This window comes from Glycomyces sp. NPDC046736, from assembly GCF_040645615.1.
Taxonomy (GTDB): Bacteria; Actinomycetota; Actinomycetes; order Mycobacteriales; family Micromonosporaceae; genus Glycomyces.
Map to the genome: position 1 here is coordinate 38194 of NZ_JBEYYO010000001.1, position 20693 is coordinate 58886.

General features: G+C 70.3%; 17 protein-coding genes. 8 read left to right on the forward strand and 9 right to left on the reverse strand.

Going from position 1 to position 20693, the window contains the following annotated elements; translation table 11 throughout:
- Positions 1–22: 22 nt before the first annotated feature.
- From aceB to AB0B28_RS00215, 4 genes are all read left to right on the forward strand, one after another.
- Positions 23–1675 (forward strand): malate synthase A, encoded by a 1653-nt coding sequence (aceB, locus tag AB0B28_RS00200; protein WP_360113894.1) that lies wholly within the window; start codon positions 23–25, stop codon positions 1673–1675.
- A 207-nt stretch (positions 1676–1882) separates the two neighbouring features.
- Positions 1883–2221 (forward strand): hypothetical protein, encoded by a 339-nt coding sequence (locus AB0B28_RS00205; protein WP_360113897.1) that lies wholly within the window; start codon positions 1883–1885, stop codon positions 2219–2221.
- The gene (locus AB0B28_RS00210; protein ID WP_360113900.1) at positions 2214–3116 is read left to right on the forward strand and encodes a hypothetical protein; all 903 of its coding nucleotides are present in this window, start codon (positions 2214–2216) and stop codon (positions 3114–3116) included. The genes AB0B28_RS00205 and AB0B28_RS00210 overlap by 8 nt, the downstream gene beginning before the upstream one ends.
- A gap of 86 nt (positions 3117–3202) precedes the next feature.
- The gene (locus AB0B28_RS00215) at positions 3203–5950 is read left to right on the forward strand and encodes a BTAD domain-containing putative transcriptional regulator (RefSeq protein WP_360113903.1); all 2748 of its coding nucleotides are present in this window, start codon (positions 3203–3205) and stop codon (positions 5948–5950) included.
- On the opposite strand, the gene AB0B28_RS00220 is transcribed toward AB0B28_RS00215, so the two are convergent.
- Positions 5947–6975 carry a hypothetical protein gene (locus tag AB0B28_RS00220; protein WP_360113906.1) on the reverse strand — a complete coding sequence of 343 codons (1029 nt, stop codon included), beginning with the start codon at positions 6973–6975 and terminating at the stop codon, positions 5947–5949. The two genes, AB0B28_RS00215 and AB0B28_RS00220, sit on opposite strands and share 4 nt — an antisense overlap.
- A 429-nt stretch (positions 6976–7404) precedes the next feature.
- Here AB0B28_RS00220 and AB0B28_RS00225 point away from each other — a divergent pair, with 429 nt between their 5' ends.
- Positions 7405–7923 (forward strand): gluconokinase, encoded by a 519-nt coding sequence (locus AB0B28_RS00225; RefSeq protein ID WP_360113909.1) that lies wholly within the window; start codon positions 7405–7407, stop codon positions 7921–7923.
- Positions 7924–7959: 36 nt separating this feature from the next.
- Here the strand turns inward: AB0B28_RS00225 and AB0B28_RS00230 are convergent, their stop codons facing one another.
- From AB0B28_RS00230 to AB0B28_RS00240, 3 genes are all read right to left on the reverse strand, one after another.
- Positions 7960–9150: a M20 family metallopeptidase gene (locus AB0B28_RS00230; protein WP_360113912.1), complete on the reverse strand. Its 1191-nt coding sequence runs from the start codon at positions 9148–9150 to the stop codon at positions 7960–7962.
- 143 nt (positions 9151–9293) lie between these two features.
- Positions 9294–11072: a 5'-nucleotidase C-terminal domain-containing protein gene (locus AB0B28_RS00235; RefSeq protein WP_360113915.1), complete on the reverse strand. Its 1779-nt coding sequence runs from the start codon at positions 11070–11072 to the stop codon at positions 9294–9296.
- Between the two features lie 141 nt (positions 11073–11213).
- Positions 11214–12368: a hypothetical protein gene (locus AB0B28_RS00240; protein WP_360113918.1), complete on the reverse strand. Its 1155-nt coding sequence runs from the start codon at positions 12366–12368 to the stop codon at positions 11214–11216.
- Positions 12369–12550: 182 nt separating this feature from the next.
- On the opposite strand from AB0B28_RS00240, the gene AB0B28_RS00245 reads away from it, so the two are divergent.
- From AB0B28_RS00245 to AB0B28_RS00255, 3 genes are read left to right on the forward strand one after another with little or no spacing between them, the layout of a single operon-like run.
- Positions 12551–13549 (forward strand): 2-dehydropantoate 2-reductase, encoded by a 999-nt coding sequence (locus tag AB0B28_RS00245; RefSeq protein WP_360113921.1) that lies wholly within the window; start codon positions 12551–12553, stop codon positions 13547–13549.
- Between the two features lie 47 nt (positions 13550–13596).
- The gene (locus AB0B28_RS00250) at positions 13597–14526 is read left to right on the forward strand and encodes an aldo/keto reductase (protein ID WP_360113924.1); all 930 of its coding nucleotides are present in this window, start codon (positions 13597–13599) and stop codon (positions 14524–14526) included.
- A 20-nt stretch (positions 14527–14546) separates the two neighbouring features.
- Entirely contained in the window at positions 14547–14933 is a 387-nt protein-coding gene (locus AB0B28_RS00255; protein ID WP_360113927.1) for a glyoxalase superfamily protein, read from the forward strand.
- Here AB0B28_RS00255 and AB0B28_RS00260 read toward each other — a convergent pair.
- The 5 genes from AB0B28_RS00260 to AB0B28_RS00280 are packed head-to-tail and all read right to left on the reverse strand — an operon-like array spanning position 14917 to position 20688.
- Entirely contained in the window at positions 14917–15981 is a 1065-nt protein-coding gene (locus AB0B28_RS00260; protein WP_360113930.1) for an ATP-binding protein, read from the reverse strand. The two genes, AB0B28_RS00255 and AB0B28_RS00260, sit on opposite strands and share 17 nt — an antisense overlap.
- Positions 15978–16646 (reverse strand): response regulator transcription factor, encoded by a 669-nt coding sequence (locus tag AB0B28_RS00265; RefSeq protein ID WP_360113933.1) that lies wholly within the window; start codon positions 16644–16646, stop codon positions 15978–15980. Before AB0B28_RS00265 ends, AB0B28_RS00260 begins: the two co-directional genes overlap by 4 nt.
- Before the next feature lie 10 nt (positions 16647–16656).
- Positions 16657–18309, reverse strand: coding sequence for a serine hydrolase domain-containing protein (locus tag AB0B28_RS00270; RefSeq protein WP_360113936.1), 1653 nt, complete (start codon positions 18307–18309; stop codon positions 16657–16659).
- 43 nt (positions 18310–18352) lie between these two features.
- Entirely contained in the window at positions 18353–19384 is a 1032-nt protein-coding gene (locus AB0B28_RS00275) for a pyridoxal-phosphate dependent enzyme (RefSeq protein ID WP_360113939.1), read from the reverse strand.
- Between the two features lie 23 nt (positions 19385–19407).
- A complete protein-coding gene (locus AB0B28_RS00280) occupies positions 19408–20688 on the reverse strand; it encodes a BNR-4 repeat-containing protein (protein ID WP_360113941.1) in 1281 nt (426 codons plus the stop codon).
- Between the last annotated feature and the right edge of the window lie 5 nt (positions 20689–20693).

Here is a 20693-nt window from a genome sequence, read left to right on the forward strand (position 1 = left end):
CCGAGCCACAGAGGAGAACCACGTGGTCACCACTTCCGATTCCCGCACCGGGTTCGCGGCCGGCACCCGGTTCGCCGGCGAGTCCGACCCCGGCGTCACCGTCAAGGGCCCCGCCGTCGAGCGCGAGGACGAGGTCCTGACCCCCGAGGCGCTGGCGTTCGTCGCCGCCCTCCACCGCGCGTTCGCGCCCCGGCGCCAGGAGCTGCTCCAGCGCCGCCAGGCCCGCCGCGCCAAGATCGCCAACGGCGCCGATCCCGGCTTCCTGCCCGAGACCCGCGACGTGAGGGAGGACTTCTCCTGGAGCGTCGCCACCCTCGCCCCGGGCCTGGAGGACCGCCGCGTCGAGATCACCGGCCCGTGCGACCGGAAGATGACGATCAACGCGCTCAACTCGGGTGCGAAGTGCTGGATGGCCGACCTGGAGGATTCCTCCACCCCCAACTGGCACAACGTGGTCGACGCGCAGCTGAACCTCCGCGACGCGATCGAGCGGCGCATCGACTTCACCTCCGAGCAGGGCAAGTCGTACCGCCTCACCGGCGAGACCCTCACCGACCTGCCCACGATCATCGTGCGACCGCGCGGCTGGCACCTCGCCGAGCTGCACCTGAGGGTCGACGGCCTGCCCGTGGCCGGGTCCCTCGTGGACTTCGGCCTCTACTTCTTCCACAACGCGCACCGGCTGCTGGAACTGGGCCGCGGCCCCTACTTCTACCTGCCCAAGCTCGAATCGCACCTCGAAGCGCGACTGTGGAACGACGTGTTCGTGATGGCCCAGGACCTCCTCGGCATACCGCAGGGGACCATCAGGGCCACCGTGCTCATCGAGACGATCACCGCCGCGTTCGAGATGGAGGAGATCCTCTACGAACTGCGCCACCACTCCTCGGGGCTCAACGCCGGGCGCTGGGACTACATCTTCTCGGTGATCAAGAACTTCCGCGAGCGGGGCCCGCGCTTCGTGCTGCCCGACCGCGACCAGGTCACCATGACCGCGCCGTTCATGCGGGCCTACACCGAGCTGTTGGTGCGCACCTGCCACCGGCGCAGCGCCTCGGCGATCGGCGGCATGGCCGCGTTCATCCCCAACCGCCGCGACCCCGAGGCCAACGCCGCCGCGCTGGAGAAGGTCCGCGCCGACAAGACCCGCGAGGCCGACGACGGCTTCGACGGCTCCTGGGTCGCCCACCCCGACCTGGTGCCGGTCGCGATGGCCGTGTTCGACGAGACGCTCGGCGGGGTGCCCAACCAGATCGACAAGCAGCGCGAGGACGTCGTCCCCGACGCGGCCGCGCTCCTGAACGTCGCCGCCACCCTTGGCGACATCACCGAGACCGGCATCCGCAAGAACCTCGAAGTCGGGGTCCGCTACCTCGAATCGTGGCTGCGCGGCAACGGGGCCGCGGCGATCAACAACCTCATGGAGGACGCCGCGACCGCCGAGATCTCGCGCTCGCAGATCTGGCAGTGGATCAAGTCCGGCTCCAAGACCGCCGACGGGCGCACCGTGACCCGCGAATGGGTCGAGGCGCTGCTGCGCGACGAGTACGCGCGCATGGAGCGCTTCGAGGGCGACCGCTTCGAGGACGCGCTCTCGGTGTTCACCGAATGCGCCTTGGGGGAGGACTACCCGACGTTCCTGACCCTCCCGGCGTACACGAGGTTCCTGGTCTAACTCCGCTGAGTGAACGGCCGGGCGATCGCACGGACGCCCGGCCCCACCGGCCGACCCCGCCAGCTGGCGCGCGGGGTCGGCCGTTTCTCTTCGAGTGCATAGATATATATCGAACTCTAGGTATTCACGGTGGCTCATGGCCGACTCGTACCGAACTCGTAGCGCGCCGACTGACACTCCTTTCACCTGTATGGAAGGGGCATCACGTTGTCAGATCAGAGGTTCGCGGAGGTCGATCAGATCGTCTCGGTGTCCAGAAGTGTCAGAGAGGTAGCGGACTTCACCGAGAGCGCCGCCGCCTATTCGGTCGAAGCCGATCCCGATATGACCATGTGGGGCGGAGTCGGTCTGCCGTTCGGCCAGATCTACTCAATGTCGGCGGACCGCATCCACGGCATCCTGGGCCGCCTCCCTGACGCGTTCAGCGGCCTTGCCCAGCGCATCGAGGACTCCGCCAAGTCGATCTCGGAGAGCGACGACGGGGTCAAGCGCTCGTTCGACGAGCTCAACAGCGCCGAGATGGGGATGAACGACGCCGATGGGTGACAGCAGCACGCACTTCGACGACGCGCCGCGCCAGTCGGATTTCGGAGTCAACGACGAGGGCTCGATCTACAACGACGGTCGTGAAGCGGCCCTGAACGCCGGCAAGAACGTCATCGGCGTAAAGCAGGTCGTCCAGGGATTTGACTTCTTCGACATGGGCAAAGCGGCGGCCGAATCGCTCTTCGAAGGCGAACTCACCTTCGATGAGCTGTTCGACGCGGTGGACTCGGCGCTCTCCTTTGCGGTCGGGCTGATCGAGGCCGGCGAGTTCGCCTATGCCATCTCGAACGCGGGCAAGGATCCAGGGGGCCTCATCGGCGCCCTGGTGGGGAACCTGGCCACGTTCGGTATGAACTTCCTGATGCAATACGTCCAGCCGGTCCAGGATCTCGTCGGCATCCTCACTGGGAACCCCGAGCGCATCAAGACCTCGGCCAGCATGTGGGACGCACTCTCCAACGAACTCGCGGAGCAGGCGACCGGTCTCACCGCGGCCGCGCGGAAGCTTGACGCCGCATGGCATGACGACGCGTCGGAGGCCGCGGTAGTCCGGATCGGTGAAGGCAATGACATCCTCCTGGTCGCGGCCCAACTGTCGACCAGCGTGGCGACCGCGCTCGAATTCTGCGCCTCGGTGTTCGAGAAGGTCCAGGGCTACCTCATGAGCCGTGTCTCCGACGTCGTCGGCCTCGTGATGGAGTTCCTTATCAGCGGCGTCCCGAAATGGCCCGAGCTCCTCCTCGAGTCGATCCCCATGTTCATTCGGATCATTCTGGAGATCATCCAGGTCGCCCTGCACGTCGCACGGGCCTTCAGCGCACTCATGGTCCTCATCTTCGCCACTGAGACCGCTGCCCAGAAGATGACCCCCTACATCGACCGCATGAGCGCCTGACCCACCGCCTCCTCAACCCGAACACCGCGTACCCCACCGGTCCCTTTGCCGTGCTTTCATGAGTATCCGGTCCGGTGAGGAGGCACATGGAGTTCCGTCTGCTCGGCGCGCTCGAAGTCGTCGGCGATGGCGGCCGCGTTCCCGTGCGCGGCCGCCATCACCCGAAGCTCCTGGCGATCCTCCTCGACGAGGCCAACCGGGTCGTCCCGGTCGACCGCATCACCGCCGGGCTGTGGGACGGCGTGCCGCCCGAGTCGGCGCGCCAGCAGGTGCAGAACGTGGTCGCGGGCCTGCGCCGCCAGCTCGGGCCTGGCGGCTCGCGACTGGAGACCGTCGGCCACGGCTACCGGCTCCGCGTCGACCGATCCGAGCTCGACCTGCTGCGCTGCAAGGACAAAGCCGCCGAAGCCGACAAGCTCCGCGCCGCAGGGGACCGCGTCGGCGCCGCCGCCGCGCTCCGGGCCGCGCTCGACGAATGGCGCGGCTCCCCGTTCGCCGGGCTCGAAGGCCGCATGATCGAGGCCGCCGCCCGCAGGCTCGAGGAGTACCGGCTCGCGCTGCTCGAAGCGCGATTCGCCGACGAACTCGAACTCGGACGCGACCCCAGCGCCGAACTGCGCCAGCTCGCCGCCGAACACCCGCTGCGCCAACGCTTCACCGAACTGCTCATGCTCGCCCTCCACCGCACCGGACGCACCCCCGAAGCCCTCGGGCTCTATGCCGAACTGCGGACGCGCCTGGCCGAGGAACTCGGCATCGACCCCGGCGAACGCCTGCGGGACCTCCACACCGCGATCCTCCGCGACAAGCCCGCACCTCCCGCGCCATCGACATCCACGGACGCACCCGCGCTGCTGCCTCCGGGCATCCCCACGTTCACCGGCCGCTGCGGCGAACTCGCCTCCCTGGACGCGCTGCTCGCCGCCGAAGGGACGCGGATCGGGGCGATCACCGGCACCGGCGGGGTCGGCAAGACCACCCTCGCCGTCCACTGGGGACATGGCGTCGCGGACCGGTTCCCCGACGGCCAGCTCTTCGTCAACCTGCGCGGCTTCGAAGTCGAAGGCGCCGCACTGGCCCCCGAAGAGGCCGTCCGAGTGCTGCTCGGCGCGCTCGGGGTGCCGCACCAGCGCATCCCCGCCGACCCCCAGGCGAGATTCGCGCTCTACCGCAGCATCATGTCCGGCAAGCGGGCCCTGGTGATCCTCGACAACGCCGCCGACGCTGCGCACGCGCGCCCGCTCGTACCCGGCGGAACCGGCAACGTCACACTCGTGACCAGCCGCAATCCGCTCTTCGGGCTGATCGCAGTGCAAGGGGCACAAGCATTCTCGGTCCCCGAGCTCACCGTCGAGGAGGCGCGCTCGCTCCTGGCGGCCCGCATCGGCCGGGAGCGGATCGCCGCCGAACCCGAAGCGACCGTTCGTATCATCGACCGGTGCGCGCGACTGCCGCTGGCGCTGGCGATCATGGGCGCGATGGCGGTGGTGCACCCGCAGTTCTCGCTCGGGACGATCGCCGACGAGCTGAAGTTCGAGGAGGGGCGGCTCGACGCGTTCTGCGGCGACGACGCCGCGACGGACCTGCGGGCGGTCTTCCACACGTCCTACCGGGGCCTCGACCCGGTCGCGGCGCGTCTGTTCCGGTTCCTCGGTCTGCATCCGGGCCCTGAGATCACCGCCCCGGCGGCGGCCAGCCTGCTCGCCGTCCCGGTCGAGCGGGCCCGGCGCGCGCTGTTCGACCTGCTGCGCGAACATCTGTTGTCCGAAGTGGAGCCCGGGAGGTTCGGGTTCCACGACCTGCTGCGCGCGTACTCGGTCGAGCTGTCGCGCTCCGACGCACCGGATGAGCGCGAGGCCGCCGCCGACCGGATGTTCGACCACTACCTCCAGAACTGCGACACCGCGTACGCCATGACCGAAGGCGACCGGGACTTCTTCACCGTCGAAGCACCCCTGCCCGGAGTCGTGCTGGAGCCGATCGGCGACCTCTCCGAAGCCCTGCACTGGTTCGGCGCCGAGCGCCGGACCCTGCCCGCGGTGATCGACCGCGCCGCCGCGACCGGCCGCGGGTCCCTGTCCTGGAAGCTCGCCTGGGCGTTCAAGGAGCACGTGTTCCGCCAAGGCGACTGGCACGAAGGCCTCGCGACCCAGCGCACCGTTCTCGAAGCGGCGCAGCGCGACGGCGACGTGGCCGCGCAGCTGCACGCCCGGCGCACCCTCTCGGTCCTGCTGGGCCACCTCGGCGAGTCCGAGCAGGCCCGCGAGCAGCTGGAGCTGGCGCTCGAACTCTGGGACGAGTCGCAAGGGGACCTGCTCCTGGCCCGCCTCCACCTCGGTATGACCCACCTGCTCGACCGCCTCGATGACACCGAGGGGGCGATCGGGCACGGGCGGCTTGCGCTGGAGGTCTCGCGTCGTTCGGGCAACGAGCGCAACGAGAGCCGGGCCCTGAGCGTCCTGGCTTGGAACCTGACCCAGATCGGGCGGCTCGACGAGGCGCTCGACCACGCCGAGCGGGCCATGGAGATCCAGACCCGGTTCGACGCCAAGGTCGCCATGGCCGGGACCTTGGACACCATCGGCGTGATCCGCCACCGCCAGGGCCGCCTCGACCTCGCCCTCGAATGCTTCAACCGGTCCCTGGCCATGGCCTCGGAGCTCGGCCACCGGTGGCTCGAGGCGGACACGCTCACCCACCTCGGCGACGCGCGGGCCGCGCACGGCGAAACCGCTGGAGCCCGGGAGGCCTGGCGAGGCGCGTCAGAGCGGTACGCCGAACTCGGCGCGGACGAGACGGCCCGCAACGTCCGCGAGAAGCTCGAACGCCACTAGCGCGGCAAGGCCGCCGATTCGACCGTCCGCGTGGGGGACTGGATCGCGTTGTAGGCGGCCTGGTAGAGCCTGCGCATGGACCTGATCGCCGAGCGGATCTCCTGGAGGTACCCGCTCGCGGTGTGGCGCTTGCGGAAGTGCGGTTCGGGGAGGGTCGCCGGGTCGACGCCGACCGTGTCGATCGCGCACCCGTAGGGGAGTCCCATGTGGGCGATCGCGTCGCAGTGCTGGAACGCGGTGTAGGGCGCGGAGGTCACCACCAGGACGCTGTCGCCGGGCGCGAGGTCGACCACTTCGTCGGCCCAGAACCGGCACGTGTCCACGGTGTCGGCGCGGCGCAGGTCCGGCTGCGAGGACGGCGCGGCCACGGCGCGGACGGTGACCGGTCCGGTCTCGTAGGTCGCGACCTTCCAGGCCCTGCCTGGAGCCCGGTGCGGGTCGCCGCCTTCGCTGACCTCGGGGTCGCCCGCGATGGCGAAGGCGCGCTTGAGGCTCGCCTCGATCGCGTCCACCTCGAACTCGCCCCCGTCGAGCCCGGTGAGCGCGGCCGACTCCAGGTCGGGCCCGCCCAGGGGCCGGAACCCGCCGACGCCGGTCACGTGGTCGGCTCCGATTCCGCCCGCGAGTAGTTCGGCCGCGAACCGGGTGCGGAAGACGCATGAGGACACCAGGCCGCCGAGCACCAGCACGTGCGTGTAGTGCTCCAGCCGCGGCTTGACCTCCGCGCCGAGGCCGAGGGCCAGCGCGGCGTCGGCGACGACGCGTTCCTGTTCGGGGCCTAGTGGTTCGGGTGCGGTCTCGTGCCGTTCGCGGCCGGCGCGGAAGTCCCAGTGGACGGCGGAGAAGGAGTCGAGGTAGGCGAGGTCTTCTGCGGTGCCGGTGCCGGGGAGTGCGCCGCCGAAGTGCCTGAGGAGTTCCCGTATGGGTTCGGAGCCGCTCCAGGCGGCCACGTCGGCGAGGAGCGAGTGGGCTCTCGCGGCTCTTCCGTCGTAGTGCGGCAATCGCACTGGTGCGAACTCGGGCATGGCTGGTCCGATCTGCGGTGGTGTCGCGGCCTTGTGAGCCGTGGTGGTGTTGTGGCACATGCTAATCGGTTACTGGCTGTGCTTCAGTGCTCAGACCAGGTGAAACGCCGTGTCGTCGCACAAATACGCTCCAGGTCCGATCGCGGTGCGGGACGCGCGGTGTGGGGTGCACCGTCGCGTCTGTGGTCTCCTGCACCATTTTGCCCGCTCGGGCGTCGTGGCGCTGACTAGAGGGCGCTGTGAGGCGCCTGTGGCGTTGCACGGCCTGGATCGGTTGGCACGATCTGGCAAAGCGATTCCTGCTGCGGCACTTCGGCTTTGCGATTCGGCGCCGCTTCGGGAACGATGGTGGCGCGGGTGCGGAGGTGGAATATTCCGATTTCCGGGCCGCGCGACTCATGCGTGACTACGGTGCGGCGAGGAGGGGCGATGACAGTTGAGTGCCTGGTGGTGATGGGCGTGTCGGGCTCGGGGAAGAGCACGATCGCGGGGCTGCTCTCGGAGCGGCTCGGTTGGCCGATGGCGGAGGGTGACGACTTCCACCCGGAGTCGAACGTGGCGAAGATGCGCGCGGGGGAGGCGTTGAGCGACCAGGACCGCCTGCCGTGGCTGGAGTCGCTGCGGGCGTGGATCCGGGGGCGGGCCGATGCGGGGGAGTCGACGGTGGTCACGTGTTCGGCGCTGAAGCACTCGTATCGCGACGTGCTGCGGGCCCCTGATCCTTCGGAGCCGAAGATCCACTTCATCCACTTGCACGGCTCGGAGGAGGTCATCGCCGAGCGGCTCGCGCATCGCAAGGGCCACTTCATGCCTCCGGCGCTGCTGCGGTCGCAGTTGGCGGCGCTCGAACCGCTGACTCCCGGTGAGCACGGCCTGCTGGTGGACATCCGCGAGCATCCTGAACAGATCGTCGAGGAGATCATCGACGAGCTGGGCCTGGAGAAGTGAGCGAAGGGAGGCGGACCGGGTCCGCCTCCCTTCCTTTCAGCCTCGGTTGAGTCTGCGAACGGCCAGTTCGGCGAGGAGCGCGGCGCCGTCGGCGAGCACGGAGTCGTCGAACGCGGCCCGCGGGGAGTGGTTGGAGGCCCCGACGGCCGGGTCGTCGGCGATGGTGGCGCCGTAGAACATGTACGAGCCGGGGACGGCTTCGAGCACGCGCGAGAAGTCCTCGGAGCCCATGACCGGCTCGGGCATCTCGGTGTAGCGGTGCTCGCCGAAGAGGTCCTTGACGGTGTCGGCCACGAACGCGGCCTCGTCGGCGTCGTTGATCGTGGCCGGGTACTCGCGGTCGAACCGCACTTCGGCGTGGAGGCCGTGCGCGGTGGCGATGTCCTCGGCGAGTTTCACCGACTCCTTCTCGACCTGCGCGAGCGCCGCTTCGGAGAAGGTCCGCACGGTGGCCTCGAACTTGGCGTTGTCGGGGATGATGTTGTGCCTCGTGCCCGCGTGGAAGGTGCCTACGGTGATCACGATCGGCTCGAACACGCTGAAGCGGCGGGTGATGAGGTTCTGGAGCGCGGTCACGATCTCGGCGGCCACCGGGATCGGGTCGAGCGTGGCGTGGGGGCGGGAACCGTGGCCGCCCTTGCCGATCACGTTCACGAACAGCCCCGAGGACGCGGCCATCATCGGTCCGGGCCGGGTGGTGAACACGCCGCGCGGGACCATGTCGGAGATGACGTGGAGGCCGTAGGCCCCGACCACGCGCTCGCCCGCGGCGTCGAGGACGCCTTCGGCGATCATGTGGCTGGCGCCGTCGTGGCCCTCTTCGCCGGGCTGGAACATGAACACCACGTCACCGGGCAGCTCGTCGCGGTGCGCCGCGAGCAGCTTCGCGGCGCCGACCAGGCCGGTCGTGTGGAGGTCGTGCCCGCACGCGTGCATGGTGCCCACGTGCTCGGAGGTGAACTCGACGCCGGTCTCCTCGGTGACCGGGAGGGCGTCCATGTCGCCGCGCAGCAGCACCGCCGGGCCGGGGCGGCCGCCGCGCAGGACCGCGGTGACCGAGGTCGAGGTCTCGCCGAGGGTGATCTCCAGGCCGAGCCCGTCGAGTGCGGCGAGCACGGCCGCCTGCGTCTTCGGCAGGTCGAGGCCGATCTCGGGGATCTTGTGGAGTTCGCGTCGCAGTGCGATCAGCTCCGGTGCGATCGTCGCGGCCTCTTCCCGAAAGTCCATGTGCGCTCCCATGCGTCTACTAGCCGGGCGGTAAGCCCGCCTGGTGGACGCAATACTGCCACGCTCGTCCCGGCACCGGACACCCTTCCCGCGCCGAACGTGAAACGGCCCCGCGACCGGCTGGTCGCGGGGCCGTCAGCGTCTCAGAAGACCGGGACGCCGTCTCGAGTCAGCGTCCAGTCCACCGAGGCGAACTCGGCCGGGTCGAGCGCGCCCTTGGCGGTGACCCATTCGATGATGCGGGTGCGGATCTCGGTCGACTCGCTCCACAGCTCCTCGGCCGCGGCCACGTGCGGGAAGTTCCCGCCGCCGTTGGCGCGGTAGTTGTTCACCGCGAACGCGAACTCCTGGTCATCGGCGACCTCGACGCCCTCGTACCGGAGGTTCGCGATGCGCGAGCCCGCGGGCTTGGCGATGTCGATCTCGTAGGTGAACCCCGAGAGGTAGTCGTAGTTGTAGTCCGGCCGCCCGTCCTGGTTCGTGATCGCCTCGGGGTCGACGGCTCCGCCCGCCGGGGTCTGCACGTAATACTCGGCGGAGTACTCCAGGTAGTCGCGCAGCTGCGACCCGTTGAGCCGCTTGGCGACCAGCGTGTTGTCGTAGATGTACAGGCTCGACAGGTCCTTGATACGCACGTCCCCGGCCGGGATGAGCGAGGTCCGCGAGAACGGCGAAGCCTGCGATATGACCGGCAGTTTGGCGAACTCGCCGCCCGCCAGCGCCTCGCGCACCACGTCCTCCTGGACCTTGTTGATCAGGTCGATGATCGGCTCGTCCTTGTACCGCGCCTCGGCGGTGTCGAGGTCGATCACGGCCTGGCCCACGACCTGGTTGACGTAGGCCACGACCTCGTCGTGCTCGGCGGTGAGGATCTCGGTGATCTCCGGGTCGTCGGCGACCGTGTTGGAGTTGCGGATCGAGGCCGACACTGAGGTGACCTTCCACTTGCCGCGGTCCCATTCGACCTCGAAGTCGAACACGGTCAGGCGCTGGCCGTGGAAGTACGGCTCGGAGAGCACGACCTCGCGGCCGTCGGGGCCGGTGACGCGTTCCTCCTCGATCTCGATGTGGGCGTGGCCGACCAGGATCGCGTCGATGCCGGGGACGGTCTCGGCCACGATCTTGGCGGCGTTCTCGATGCCGATCCCGGTGGAGGTGTCGTAGGCCGAGGTCCCGGAGGTCCCCGAGTGGGCCGAGACGATCACGACGTCGACGCCTTTGCGTTCGCGCAGGTGCTTCACCCAGTGCGCGGCCTCGGTCTCCAGGCTCGGGAACTCCAGGACACCGTCCACGTAGGCCTTGTCCCAGATGGTCACGCCCGGGGTGCACAGACCGAGGATCGCGACCTTGACGTCGCGGCCCCTCGGGGTGCGCATGCGCACGATGTGGTAGGGCGGGAACGCCGGCTCGTCCGTGGCGGTGTCGATCACGTTGGCGCCCAGCAGCGGGAACTCCAGCTGCGACTCGAACTTGCGGAGCGTGTCGAGCCCGTAGTTGAACTCGTGGTTGCCCAGCGCGGCGGCGTCGTAGCCGATGGCGTTCATGGCCTGGGCCATCGGGTGGACCGGCCCGGCCTCGCCCGCGATCGGGTCGACGCGCGCGTAGTAGTACGCCAGGGGCGTGCCCTGGATGGTGTCGCCCGCGTCGATGAGGATCGTGTTCTCGCGGCCCTTCTCCCGGCGCACCTGCTCGACGAGGGTGGCGATGCGCGCCAGGCCCTTGGCGTTCCCGTCGGCGTCGGTGTACTCGCCGTCGGCGAAGTAGTCCCAGTTGAAGACGTTGCCGTGCAGGTCGGTGGTGCCCATGACGGTGAACGAGTGGCGCTTGACGGGCTTGGCCTGCGCCGGTGACGCGGTGATCGCGGCAGCGGCCGCCCCCGCGGCGGCCGATGCTCCGAGGAGGGTTCTGCGGTTGACGGTCATGCTTGCTGCTCCTGATTCTCCCGAGGGATTCGAGCGGTATGCGAGGAGTATTCCACGAAACTCGGGTGACATCCGATGACCCCATCTTGAATCGCGGGTGTCGATACCGGAACATCTCGGGGCCTTGGGGTTCGGCCCCGCTCACAGGAACGGCAGGTCCACTTGCGGCAGGACCGGGCCGAGCACGAGCGCGAGCCCGGCCGTGGCCGGCAGGACCAGGAACGCCGCGAGCACGCCGGTCACCAGGCACGCCGTCCACCGCGGCGTCGACTCCCGCAGCCTGCGCAGGTGGACGAGGAGGATCATGGCGGCCACGATGAGCGGCGGCCCGACCGCGACCAGCCAGGACGGCACCGGCCCCAGCGTCACCGGCGCCTGCTGCACCCCGATCACCGCCACCACCCCGGTCGCCAGCGCCAAGCTGAAGTCGATGAAGAACAGCAGTGACTCGGGCGCGTCGACCTCGGCGAGCACGTCCGAGCGGAACCGGAAGCACATGATCAGCGCGATCACCAGGACGACGATGAGGACGACCTTGACGACGCCTCCTTGGGTGGGCGGCCCCAGTTCGGCCGCCGCGAAGACGACGGTGGCGCAGACCGCGATGAACCCGAGCAGCAGCGTGAGCGTCCCGGTGTAGACCAGCCACAGCACCAGCACGGGTCGTTCGCGCAGGCCCCGCTTGCGGAACGCGGCGCGGGCGGTGAAGGCGAGCGGGAGGTTCGCCGCGGCGAACACGAGAAACCACGCGACCGCCGCCGCGAACTCGGCCTCCACTACGGACATGATCACGAGAGCGAACAGGACGAGTTCGGCCGCGAGCACCGTCATGCCGATCGCGATGTCGGCCAAGGGCTTCCCCAGTTTCGCCAGCGGCACGCCCATGAGCAGTCCGAATGCGATCCAGAACGCCATGAGCAGTGTCCACTGCGTCAGGATCGCCAGGGGCATCACGCCGAGGATCTGGCCGCGACCGATGTCGAGCAGCGCCTCGGCGAGCGGGCGAGGCTGGTCGCCGCCGTAGAAGGCGTAGGCGACCGTGAGCAGCACCAGGCCGATGACGAATCGCAATTTGCCCGGGTCCTGCCAGAACCGCCGCTCGATCTGGTCCTTGGTGAACCGCCCGATGCCGATCCCGGCGGTGATGGACGCGCGGGTCACCTTGTAGCCCACGTAGACCGTGAGCACGGCGACCACGAGCCAGAACAGGCCGCCGACGAGCGCGGCGTCGACGTCGAGCCCGAGGACGGTCAGCACCTGCGCCACTTCGGCGAAGAAACCGTCAAGCCCTCCCATCACGGAATCCACTATGGACTGAGGTGGTGCGGGACAAGACAAGATGACCCATGAGAGCTCCTGAGGGGGAGGCGAGGGGCAGGTCTCCCTCGATGCTACGGCGGCGCGACCCACGCCGCCTCCCCATAACCAGCCGCTCGCGAGACCCGATGCCGCCGTTCGGCACCGGGTACGATCCGGAGATGATCTGCGTCTACGGCGCCGGGAGCGTCGGCTGCTATGTGGGCGGGCGGCTCGCCGCCGCCGGAGCCGACGTGACCTTCGTGGGCCGCGAACCCCTCGCCCGCGAGACCGCCGCGCACGGGCTCACCCTCACCGGCCTCGACGGAACCTCCGACCGGGTCGAACACCCCCGCTACACCACCGACGCCGAGGCCGCCGCCGACGCCGACCTGGTGCTCCTCACCGTCAAGTCCGGCGCGACCGCCGAAGCCGCCGAATGCCTCGCCGAGCTCCTGCGGCCCGGCGCGATCGTGGTGAGCCTCCAGAACGGCCTGCGCAACACCGCGACCCTGCGCGAAGCCCTGCCCGACCAGACCGTCCTGGCCGGGACCGTCGAGTTCAACGTGGCGCGCCTGGGCGAAGGCCGCTTCCACCGCGGCACCGCCGGAGCGGTCCTCGTCCAAGACCACCCGGGCCTGGCGGCCTACGCGGACGCGCTGGCGAGCGCCGGGGTCGCACAGCGCCCCGACCTGGGCGCCGTCCAGGCCGCGAAACTCCTGATCAACCTCAACAACTCCGTCAACGCCCTCTCCGGGCTGCCGCTGCGCACCGAACTCGCGCAGCGCGACTTCCGCCGCTGCCTGGCCCTGGCCCACCGCGAGGCCCTCGGGGTCCTGCGCGCCGCGCGCCTGGACGTCGGTCGCACCGCCGGGCTGCCCCCGGGCCTCATGCCGGTCTTGCTCCGCCTGCCCGACAAGGTCTTCGCCCGCGCGGCCCGCCGCGCGCTCGCCGTCGACCGCCACGCCCGATCGTCCATGTGGGACGACCTCGAAGCCGGTCGTCCCACCGAAGTGGACCACATCAACGGCGAAGTCACGGCCCTCGCCGCCGAGCACGGGCGCACCGCCCCGGTCAACGCCGAGCTCACCGAACTCGTCCACGCCGCCGAGGAGGGCGGCCGCCGCGACTGGCCCGGCCCCGAACTCCTCGACCGCCTGAAGCGGGCCGCGGCGTCCTGACCCGGCGATTCACCGCCGCTCGCGGACCGTGTGGCAGGATTGGCGCCATGAGAACGCTCGACATCCCGGACGCCCGGCCGCGCCCCTCGAACGTGGTCCTGGGCCTGATGCGCATCGGCGCGCTCGACGACGACGCCATCCGAACCCTGTTCGACACCGCGCTGGAAGTGGGCGTGAACGTGTTCGACCACGCCGACATCTACGGCTCCGAGCGCCACGAGTGCGAGGACCGGTTCGGCAAGGCCCTCAAGCTGACCGACGAGGACCGCGAGGCGATCGTCATCCAGTCGAAGGTCGGCATCCGCGAGGGCTTCTTCGACTTCTCCAAGGAGCACATCCTCCGCAGCGTCGACGAGTCCCTGGCCGCGCTGCGCACCGACTACCTCGACCTGCTGCTGCTCCACCGGCCCGACACGCTCGTGGAGCCCGACGAGGTCGCCGAGGCCTTCGACGAGCTCGAAGCCGACGGCAAGGTCCGCCAGTTCGGGGTCTCCAACCACACGCCCGGCCAGATCGAGCTGCTCAAGACCGCCGTGCGGCAGCCGTTGCGCTACAACCAGGTCCAGCTGAGCATCACCCACGCGCCGCTCATCGCCTCCGGCGTGGCCGCCAACATGTCCGGCCTCGACCAGTCCGTCGATCGCGACCGGGGCCTGCTCGACTACTCCCGCCTCAACGGCATGACCCTCCAGGCCTGGTCCCCGTTCCAGCGCGGCTTCTTCGACGGCGTCTTCCTCGGCGACCGCGAGCACCACCCCGAACTCAACGACGCCCTCGACGACATCGCCGCCGCCTACGACACCACCCCCACCGCGATCGCCGTCGCCTGGATCACCCGCCACCCCGCTAATATGCAGGTCGTCCTCGGCACCACCAACCCCGACCGAGTCCGAGAATCCGCCGCGGGCTCCGACATCCCCCTGACCCGAGAACAGTGGTACCGCCTCTTCCGCGCGGCCGGACACACGCTTCCCTAGGGCCCGAAAAGGACGACATCATGCCCGACATCGGCTCCAACGGCGTCTCCCTGGAGGCGCCCGTCCCGGTCCTGCGGATCTTCTCGGAGGCGAAGGCCAAAGAGTTCTACCTCGACTACCTCGGGTTCGACCTGGCCTGGGAGCACCGCTTCGAGGACGGCCTGCCGCTGTACATGCAGGTCGAACGCGGCGCCACGGTCCTGCACCTGAGCGAGCACCACGGCGACGGCAGCCCCGGCACGGTCGTGTTCGTCCGGATGACCGGCCTTGACGCGTTCCATCGAGAGCTCGGGGCGAAGGACTATCCGTACTCGAACCCGGGCATCGAAACGGAGCCTTGGGACGCCCGCTCGATGACCGTCATTGATCCATTCGGCAATACCCTGCGGTTCAACGAATATCGGTAGCGTGCGGCATACCGGTCGGGAGGGTGAGGCGGAAGCGGCATCCTTCCTCGGTGTCGAGGAGATCGAGGTTGCCGCCGTGGGCCTGTGCGATTTGGCGGGCGATCGGGAGGCCCAGGCCGGTGCCGGGGGTGCTCCCGCCTCGCCAGAATCGTTCGAAGATCCGTTCCCGTTCGGCCGCAGGCACACCTGGGCCCGTGTCGGTGACCACCACCGACACGTTCCCAGGTCCTCGGTTCAGCTCGACTTCGACTTCTGAGCCTTGCGGGGCGTGCTTGATCGCGTTGTCCACGAGGTTCGCGATCGCTCGGTGGAGGCTCGGGGCGTCCACTGCCGCTTCGACATCGGTGTCGCCGCTGCGGGTCAAGCGCACTGACTTCGCTTCGGCCACCGCTGCGAACTCCTCCAGGACCGCCGCTGCCAGCGCCGCCAAGTCCGTGGGATTGCGTTCGAGCGTGCGGGCCCGGCCCCTCGCGTCCACGAGCAGTTCGCCCACCGTGTCGCTCAGCCGCGCGGCCGCGTTTCGGCTGCGCTCCAAGCCTTCCCGGTACAGCTCCATCGTGGGCTCGGGGTGATCCAGCAGCACGTCGGCCCCGGTGATGAGTACCGCCAGCGGTGTCCGCAGTTCGTGGCTGGTCTCCTCCACGAGTCGCCGCTGCACCTGCGCTGAACGCTCCAAGCGGTCGAGCATCGCGTCGAACGCGGCGGCCAACCCGATCGCCTCCGTCGATCCTTGGGCCCGGCCCACCCTCAGGCTCAAGTCCGCCGCCTCGATGCGTTCTGCCGCCTCCCTGATGCGCACGAACGGCCGCACCGCCCGGCCCGACCACCACCAGGCCAGCGCCGCCGTGACCGGCAGCAGCGCCACCAGTGTCGCCACGGCCCAACCGGACGGTGCGATGCTCGTGCCCGTGACCGTGTGCGCCACGCCCTGCGCGTCGACCTCGATCACCTCGTGCTCCTCGATGGAGGCGACGGCGAAGACCAGCACCACCGGCAGGTAGATCGCCAGCGCGCCCGCCAGCGCCAAGCGGACTCGCAGCGATCTCATGACGCCTCCAACCGGTAGCCGACCCCGGTCACCGTCGCGATCGGTCCGGGCTCGCCGAGCTTGCGGCGCAGACGACTGAGGATCACCCGCACCGACGCGGTGAACGGGTCGGCCTGCGCGTCCCACACGTGCTCCAGCAGTTCCTCGGCCGAGACCGCCTCCCCTTGTCGGTGCATGAGGTACCGCAGCATCGAGAACTCCCGCGCGGTCAGTTCGAGTTCGCGTTCGCCGCGCCAGGCCCGGTGCGTCGCGGTGTCCAGACGCAGGTCGCCCGCTTCGAGCAGTGCGTCCGCTTCGTCCGCCCGGCGGGCCAGGGCCCGCAGCCGAGCCGCGAGTTCCCTGAAACTGAACGGTTTGACGAGGTAGTCGTCCGCGCCAGCGTCGAGTCCGGCCACCCGGTCGTCCACCGCGTCCCGTGCGGTGAGCACCAGGACGCGTCTGGGGCGGCGCAGGTGCGGGTCGGTCGCGAGGCGCCGCACGAGGTCCATGCCGTCCCCGTCAGGGAGGCCCAGGTCGAGGCAGGCCACGTCGAAGTCGTTGGCGCACAGCAGCTCCTCGGCCTCCGCACAGGTGGCCGCGAGGTCCACCGCGTAGGCCTCGTTGCGCAGGCCGAGCGCGAGGACCGGTCCGAGGTCGCGGTCGTCCTCGACCAGGAGGATGCGCATGCGGTGCCTTTCAGTCGGTTCGCCAGGCCCGGGCGGTGCCGCCGGGGCCCTCGACGGTGAGTCCGTCGGCGTCGAAGACCACCCGCAGGCCGCTCCCGGCGCCGCTCAGGTTCTCCGGCCGGAACCCGCCGTCGCCCGAGGAGACCAGCGTAAACTCCGGCGGCTCCGCGCCGAGCCATACGCCCGCGACGCCGCCTTGCGCGTCGAGCGCGTACCAGGCCAAGTACTCGCCGTCTTCGGCGGTGATGCGCACGTAGGTGCGCAGTTCCGATTCCTCCACGACGGTCCCCGCGAGTTCGACCGCCTCGATCGCCCCGATGTCCGACTCGACGGCCTCGACCTCTTCGCGGCCCGCCGCGGTCTCGCCCGCGAGCAGGGCCTCGACCGCCGACTCGTGTTCGGCCACCGCATCGCCGGTGTAGGCCCCGGGGACGAACAGTGCTTCGACGGCGTCCGCGCCGTCGGCCGCCACCAGCAGCCGGTCCTCGGCGGCGGTCACGGTGAACACGCCGCCCGAATCCAACTCGTAGGTCCCCTCGGCGGCGGCCAGTTCGGCCGGGTCGGCCTCGACGTGCCCCTCGGGCATCGGGATCGCATCGCCCGAAGCGAGCGCCGGACCCACGGCCTGGATGAGCTCCTCGGCGGTCACCGCATCGGTGTTGGACGCGACCGCGATGGACTCGCCCGTCTCCGGCAGCCACGCCACGACCGCGTTCTGCCCGGTGTCGCCCCCGCCCCCGGCCGATATGACCACCGGGGTGCCGAACGCCTCGGCGTCCAGCGACACCCACCCGGGCAGTTCGACGGCCCCATCCCCGTGATCGAACTCCAAGCCCCGCAACAACTCCACGGCCTCCGGCGAGACCACCTCGCCCGCGAACAGCGCTTCGGTCCAGGCGGCGAGGTCGGCGGTGGTCATCGCCAGGTCGCCGTTGCCCTCCATCGCCCAGTGCGGCCCGGCGAAGTCCCCAGTGGACGACGCGGCCACGCCCCCTTCGTAGCCGATCGCGCGCGGCCCCGGCGCGGCCGGGTCGCCGTCCCAGAACCCGCCGCCCCGAAGCACCTCCGCGGCCATGAACTCCCGGTAGGACCCGGTGGCCTCGTCCACGATCAACGCCAGCAGCGTGTACCCCGCATTGGAGTACAGGTAGTCGCTCCCCGGTGCGAACGCCGACTCCAACTCGCCGATCGCCGCTATCGCGTCTTCCCGCGACAGCGGCTCGTGGTCGTGCCCGTGCGAACCGTTCAGGCCGCTCGTGTGCAGCAGCAACTGCTCCACGGTCACCTCCGCGGCCGGGCCCGCCAGGCCCGGCACGAGGTCCCCGGCCCGGTCCTGGACCCCGATCACTCCGTCCGCGGCCAGCTCGGCGATCGCGGCCGCGGTGAACGCCTTGCTCACCGAGCCGATCGCGAACACGGTCTCGTTCGAGTTCGCCGTCCCGTTCTCGCTGTCGGCCGACCCGAACGCGGCCCGGCACCCGAACCCGTCCGGCCCGGCGAGGGCCACCGCGCCGCTGAACCCGGCCGCGGCCCAACCGCTCAGGCCCGCCACCAGGTCCGGATCGCAAGGCTCGGCGGCCGGTTCGCCCTCCCCGGGACCGGAGTCGGCGGTGCATGCGGCGGCCAGCATGGCCGCCGCGAGGATCGTCACGATGCGTCTCATGCCCGAACCGTAGGACCGGCGGTGTGAACCGGCTGTAAACGACTCAGGCGGTCCACCGGCCGGTCGCGTCGAACTCGTCCAGCACCGCCCGGTGCGGGGCCGGGTCCAGGCCTTTCGTCGCCAGCCACGCGTCGTCGTAGTACGTGCCCCGGTACGCCTCGCCGCCGTCCCCGGCGACCACCACCAGGTCCCCAGTCTCGCCGCGAGCGGTCATCTTGGCCGCCAACACCATCGCGGCCCACAGGCATGTTCCCGTGGCGGGCCCGAACGCGAGGCCGTGCCGTTCGGCCAGGTACCGCGTCGCGGCCGCGCCGGCCGCGTCCGGGACCGGGACCACGGCGTCGACCAGGTCGATGCGGAACGCCGGTTCGACGCGCGGCCTGCCGATCCCGGGGACGCGCGAGGGCATCCCGGTCGCGTAGCCGTCGTAGCCGCTGGCCCACGCGGGGAAGTGGCTCGAATGCTCGGGGTCGGCCACGGCCACCCGCGTGGCGGCCCCGGCGTAGCGCACGTGGCGGCCCGCGGTGGCCGAGGTGATGCCGGTGCCCGCGCCGCACACGATCCACGCCGGTGCGACGTCGCTCTGGGCCAGGATCTCCCCGGCGACGCCACCCGTGCGCCAGTCCGTGGCCGCTTCGGCGCGGGCGAACATGTCGAGGTAGTGCCCGCCGCGCTCGGCCGCGAGACGCTCGGCGGTCGCGTAGATCGCCAGCGGCGGATCGACCAGCTCGCACGTGCCGCCGAGCGCCTCGACGGCCGCGATCTGGGCCGGGTGGGCCTTCGCGGGCATGACGCACGTGTACGGCAGCCCGAGCCGGTTCGCGAAGTGCCCCAACGCGAGTGCCGCACCGCCGCCGGTGGCCTCCACGATCGGGGTGCCTTCTCGCAGCTCGCCGTCGACCACGGCCTTGAGGAGCAGGTCGCGCACCAGCCGGTGCTTGAGGTTCCCCGTCGGCTGCGCGGTCTCGTCCTTGACGTGGATCGCGACGCCCTCGCCGAAGCGCACGACCCCGGTGCGAAGCGGCGTCGGCTCGCTTTCGCGCAGCGCGGCCACGGCCTTCCGGGTCCAGTCCATGCGCCCCAAGCTACTAGGGCGCGTCAGCCCCTCGGCAGGTCCAGCAGGACCACTTCGCTGCGGTAGTGCTGGGACGCGGTCATGTCGCCGCGGAACCACAGCAGCGGCACGCGGGACGGGTCGCCGGGAGCGACGATCGGACGCAGATTGTCCACTTCGGAGTCCTCGGTGATCGGCGTCCAAGCCCAGGTCTCGCCGCCGTCCTCGGTGCGGCCGTGGAAGATCTCGTGGTGCGCCAGGTCGCCGCCGCGAGGGTCGACGCGGGTGGACATGTACACCGAGTCCAAGTCGTACGGGTCGATCGAGGCCAGGCCCGTGTAGTCCTCCTCGTGCGGCATGAGCCCCGGCCCGGCCTGGGCGAGCTCGCCCACGCGCCACTGGCCGCCGGGGGACAGGCGCGCGTAGAAGAACCGCAGGTCCGGGTGCGCCTTGCCGCGCTCGAACGCTTCCGTCTCGCCCGCGCGGGCGGTCAGGACCGCCGCGACCGTGCCGTCCTCGCCGCGGCGAATGTCGGTGGTCCAGCAGTGCGACATCCGCACCCCGCCCCAGTGGGATCCCGCCGCGAGCACCGTGGTTAGCTCCACTTGCGACGGTGCTTCACCGCGAAGGGCCTCGGCGTCCACGACCGTGCCGTCGCTGCGGTGCAGCGCACCGTGCTCCAAGTAGCCGTGGTAGATCGAGTTGTCGAAGTCCCGCGGGTGGTGGTCGGTGGTCACCAGGTCGATCCGGCCGCGGCCCGCATAGCGGGTGTACCCGTTGACGTAGCCGACCTTCGGCCTGGTGAACAGCTTGCCCGCGTACGCCCACGTGTCGCCGTCGTCGTCGGAGACCAGCGCGCACTGGTCGTCGTTCACCGCCCTCGCGAAGCAGTACAGCCGCCCGTCCATCTCGCGCAGGTTCGCGTACGTGACGCCCCTCCCGCCGGTCAGGGCGCTCCAGTCGAACGTGCGCTCGGGCCCCCACCGGGTCGGATCATTCGGTTCGCTGACGCGCCAGCGGGTCAGGTCGTCGGTCTTGTGCTTGGTGTAGACGGCGAGCCAGCGGCCGTCGGCGCGGTGCCACAGCGCGGGCACGTCGTGGTCGTCGACTTCGAGCCGCTCGTGCAGCACCACCACTTCACTTGCGCCCGAAGCGAGGTCGACCACCGCGACTTCGACGTTCCCCGACCGCGCCTGGCCGCCCGGGCCCTCGGCGGCGGCGATCGAGCCGACCACGAGCGTGCCCGCCACGGGGTCGACGAGGGCGCGCTCGTCCTGGAACCAGCACCACGCGCCGTTGTCGTTGACCACCAGGGGTTCGTCCATCGGGG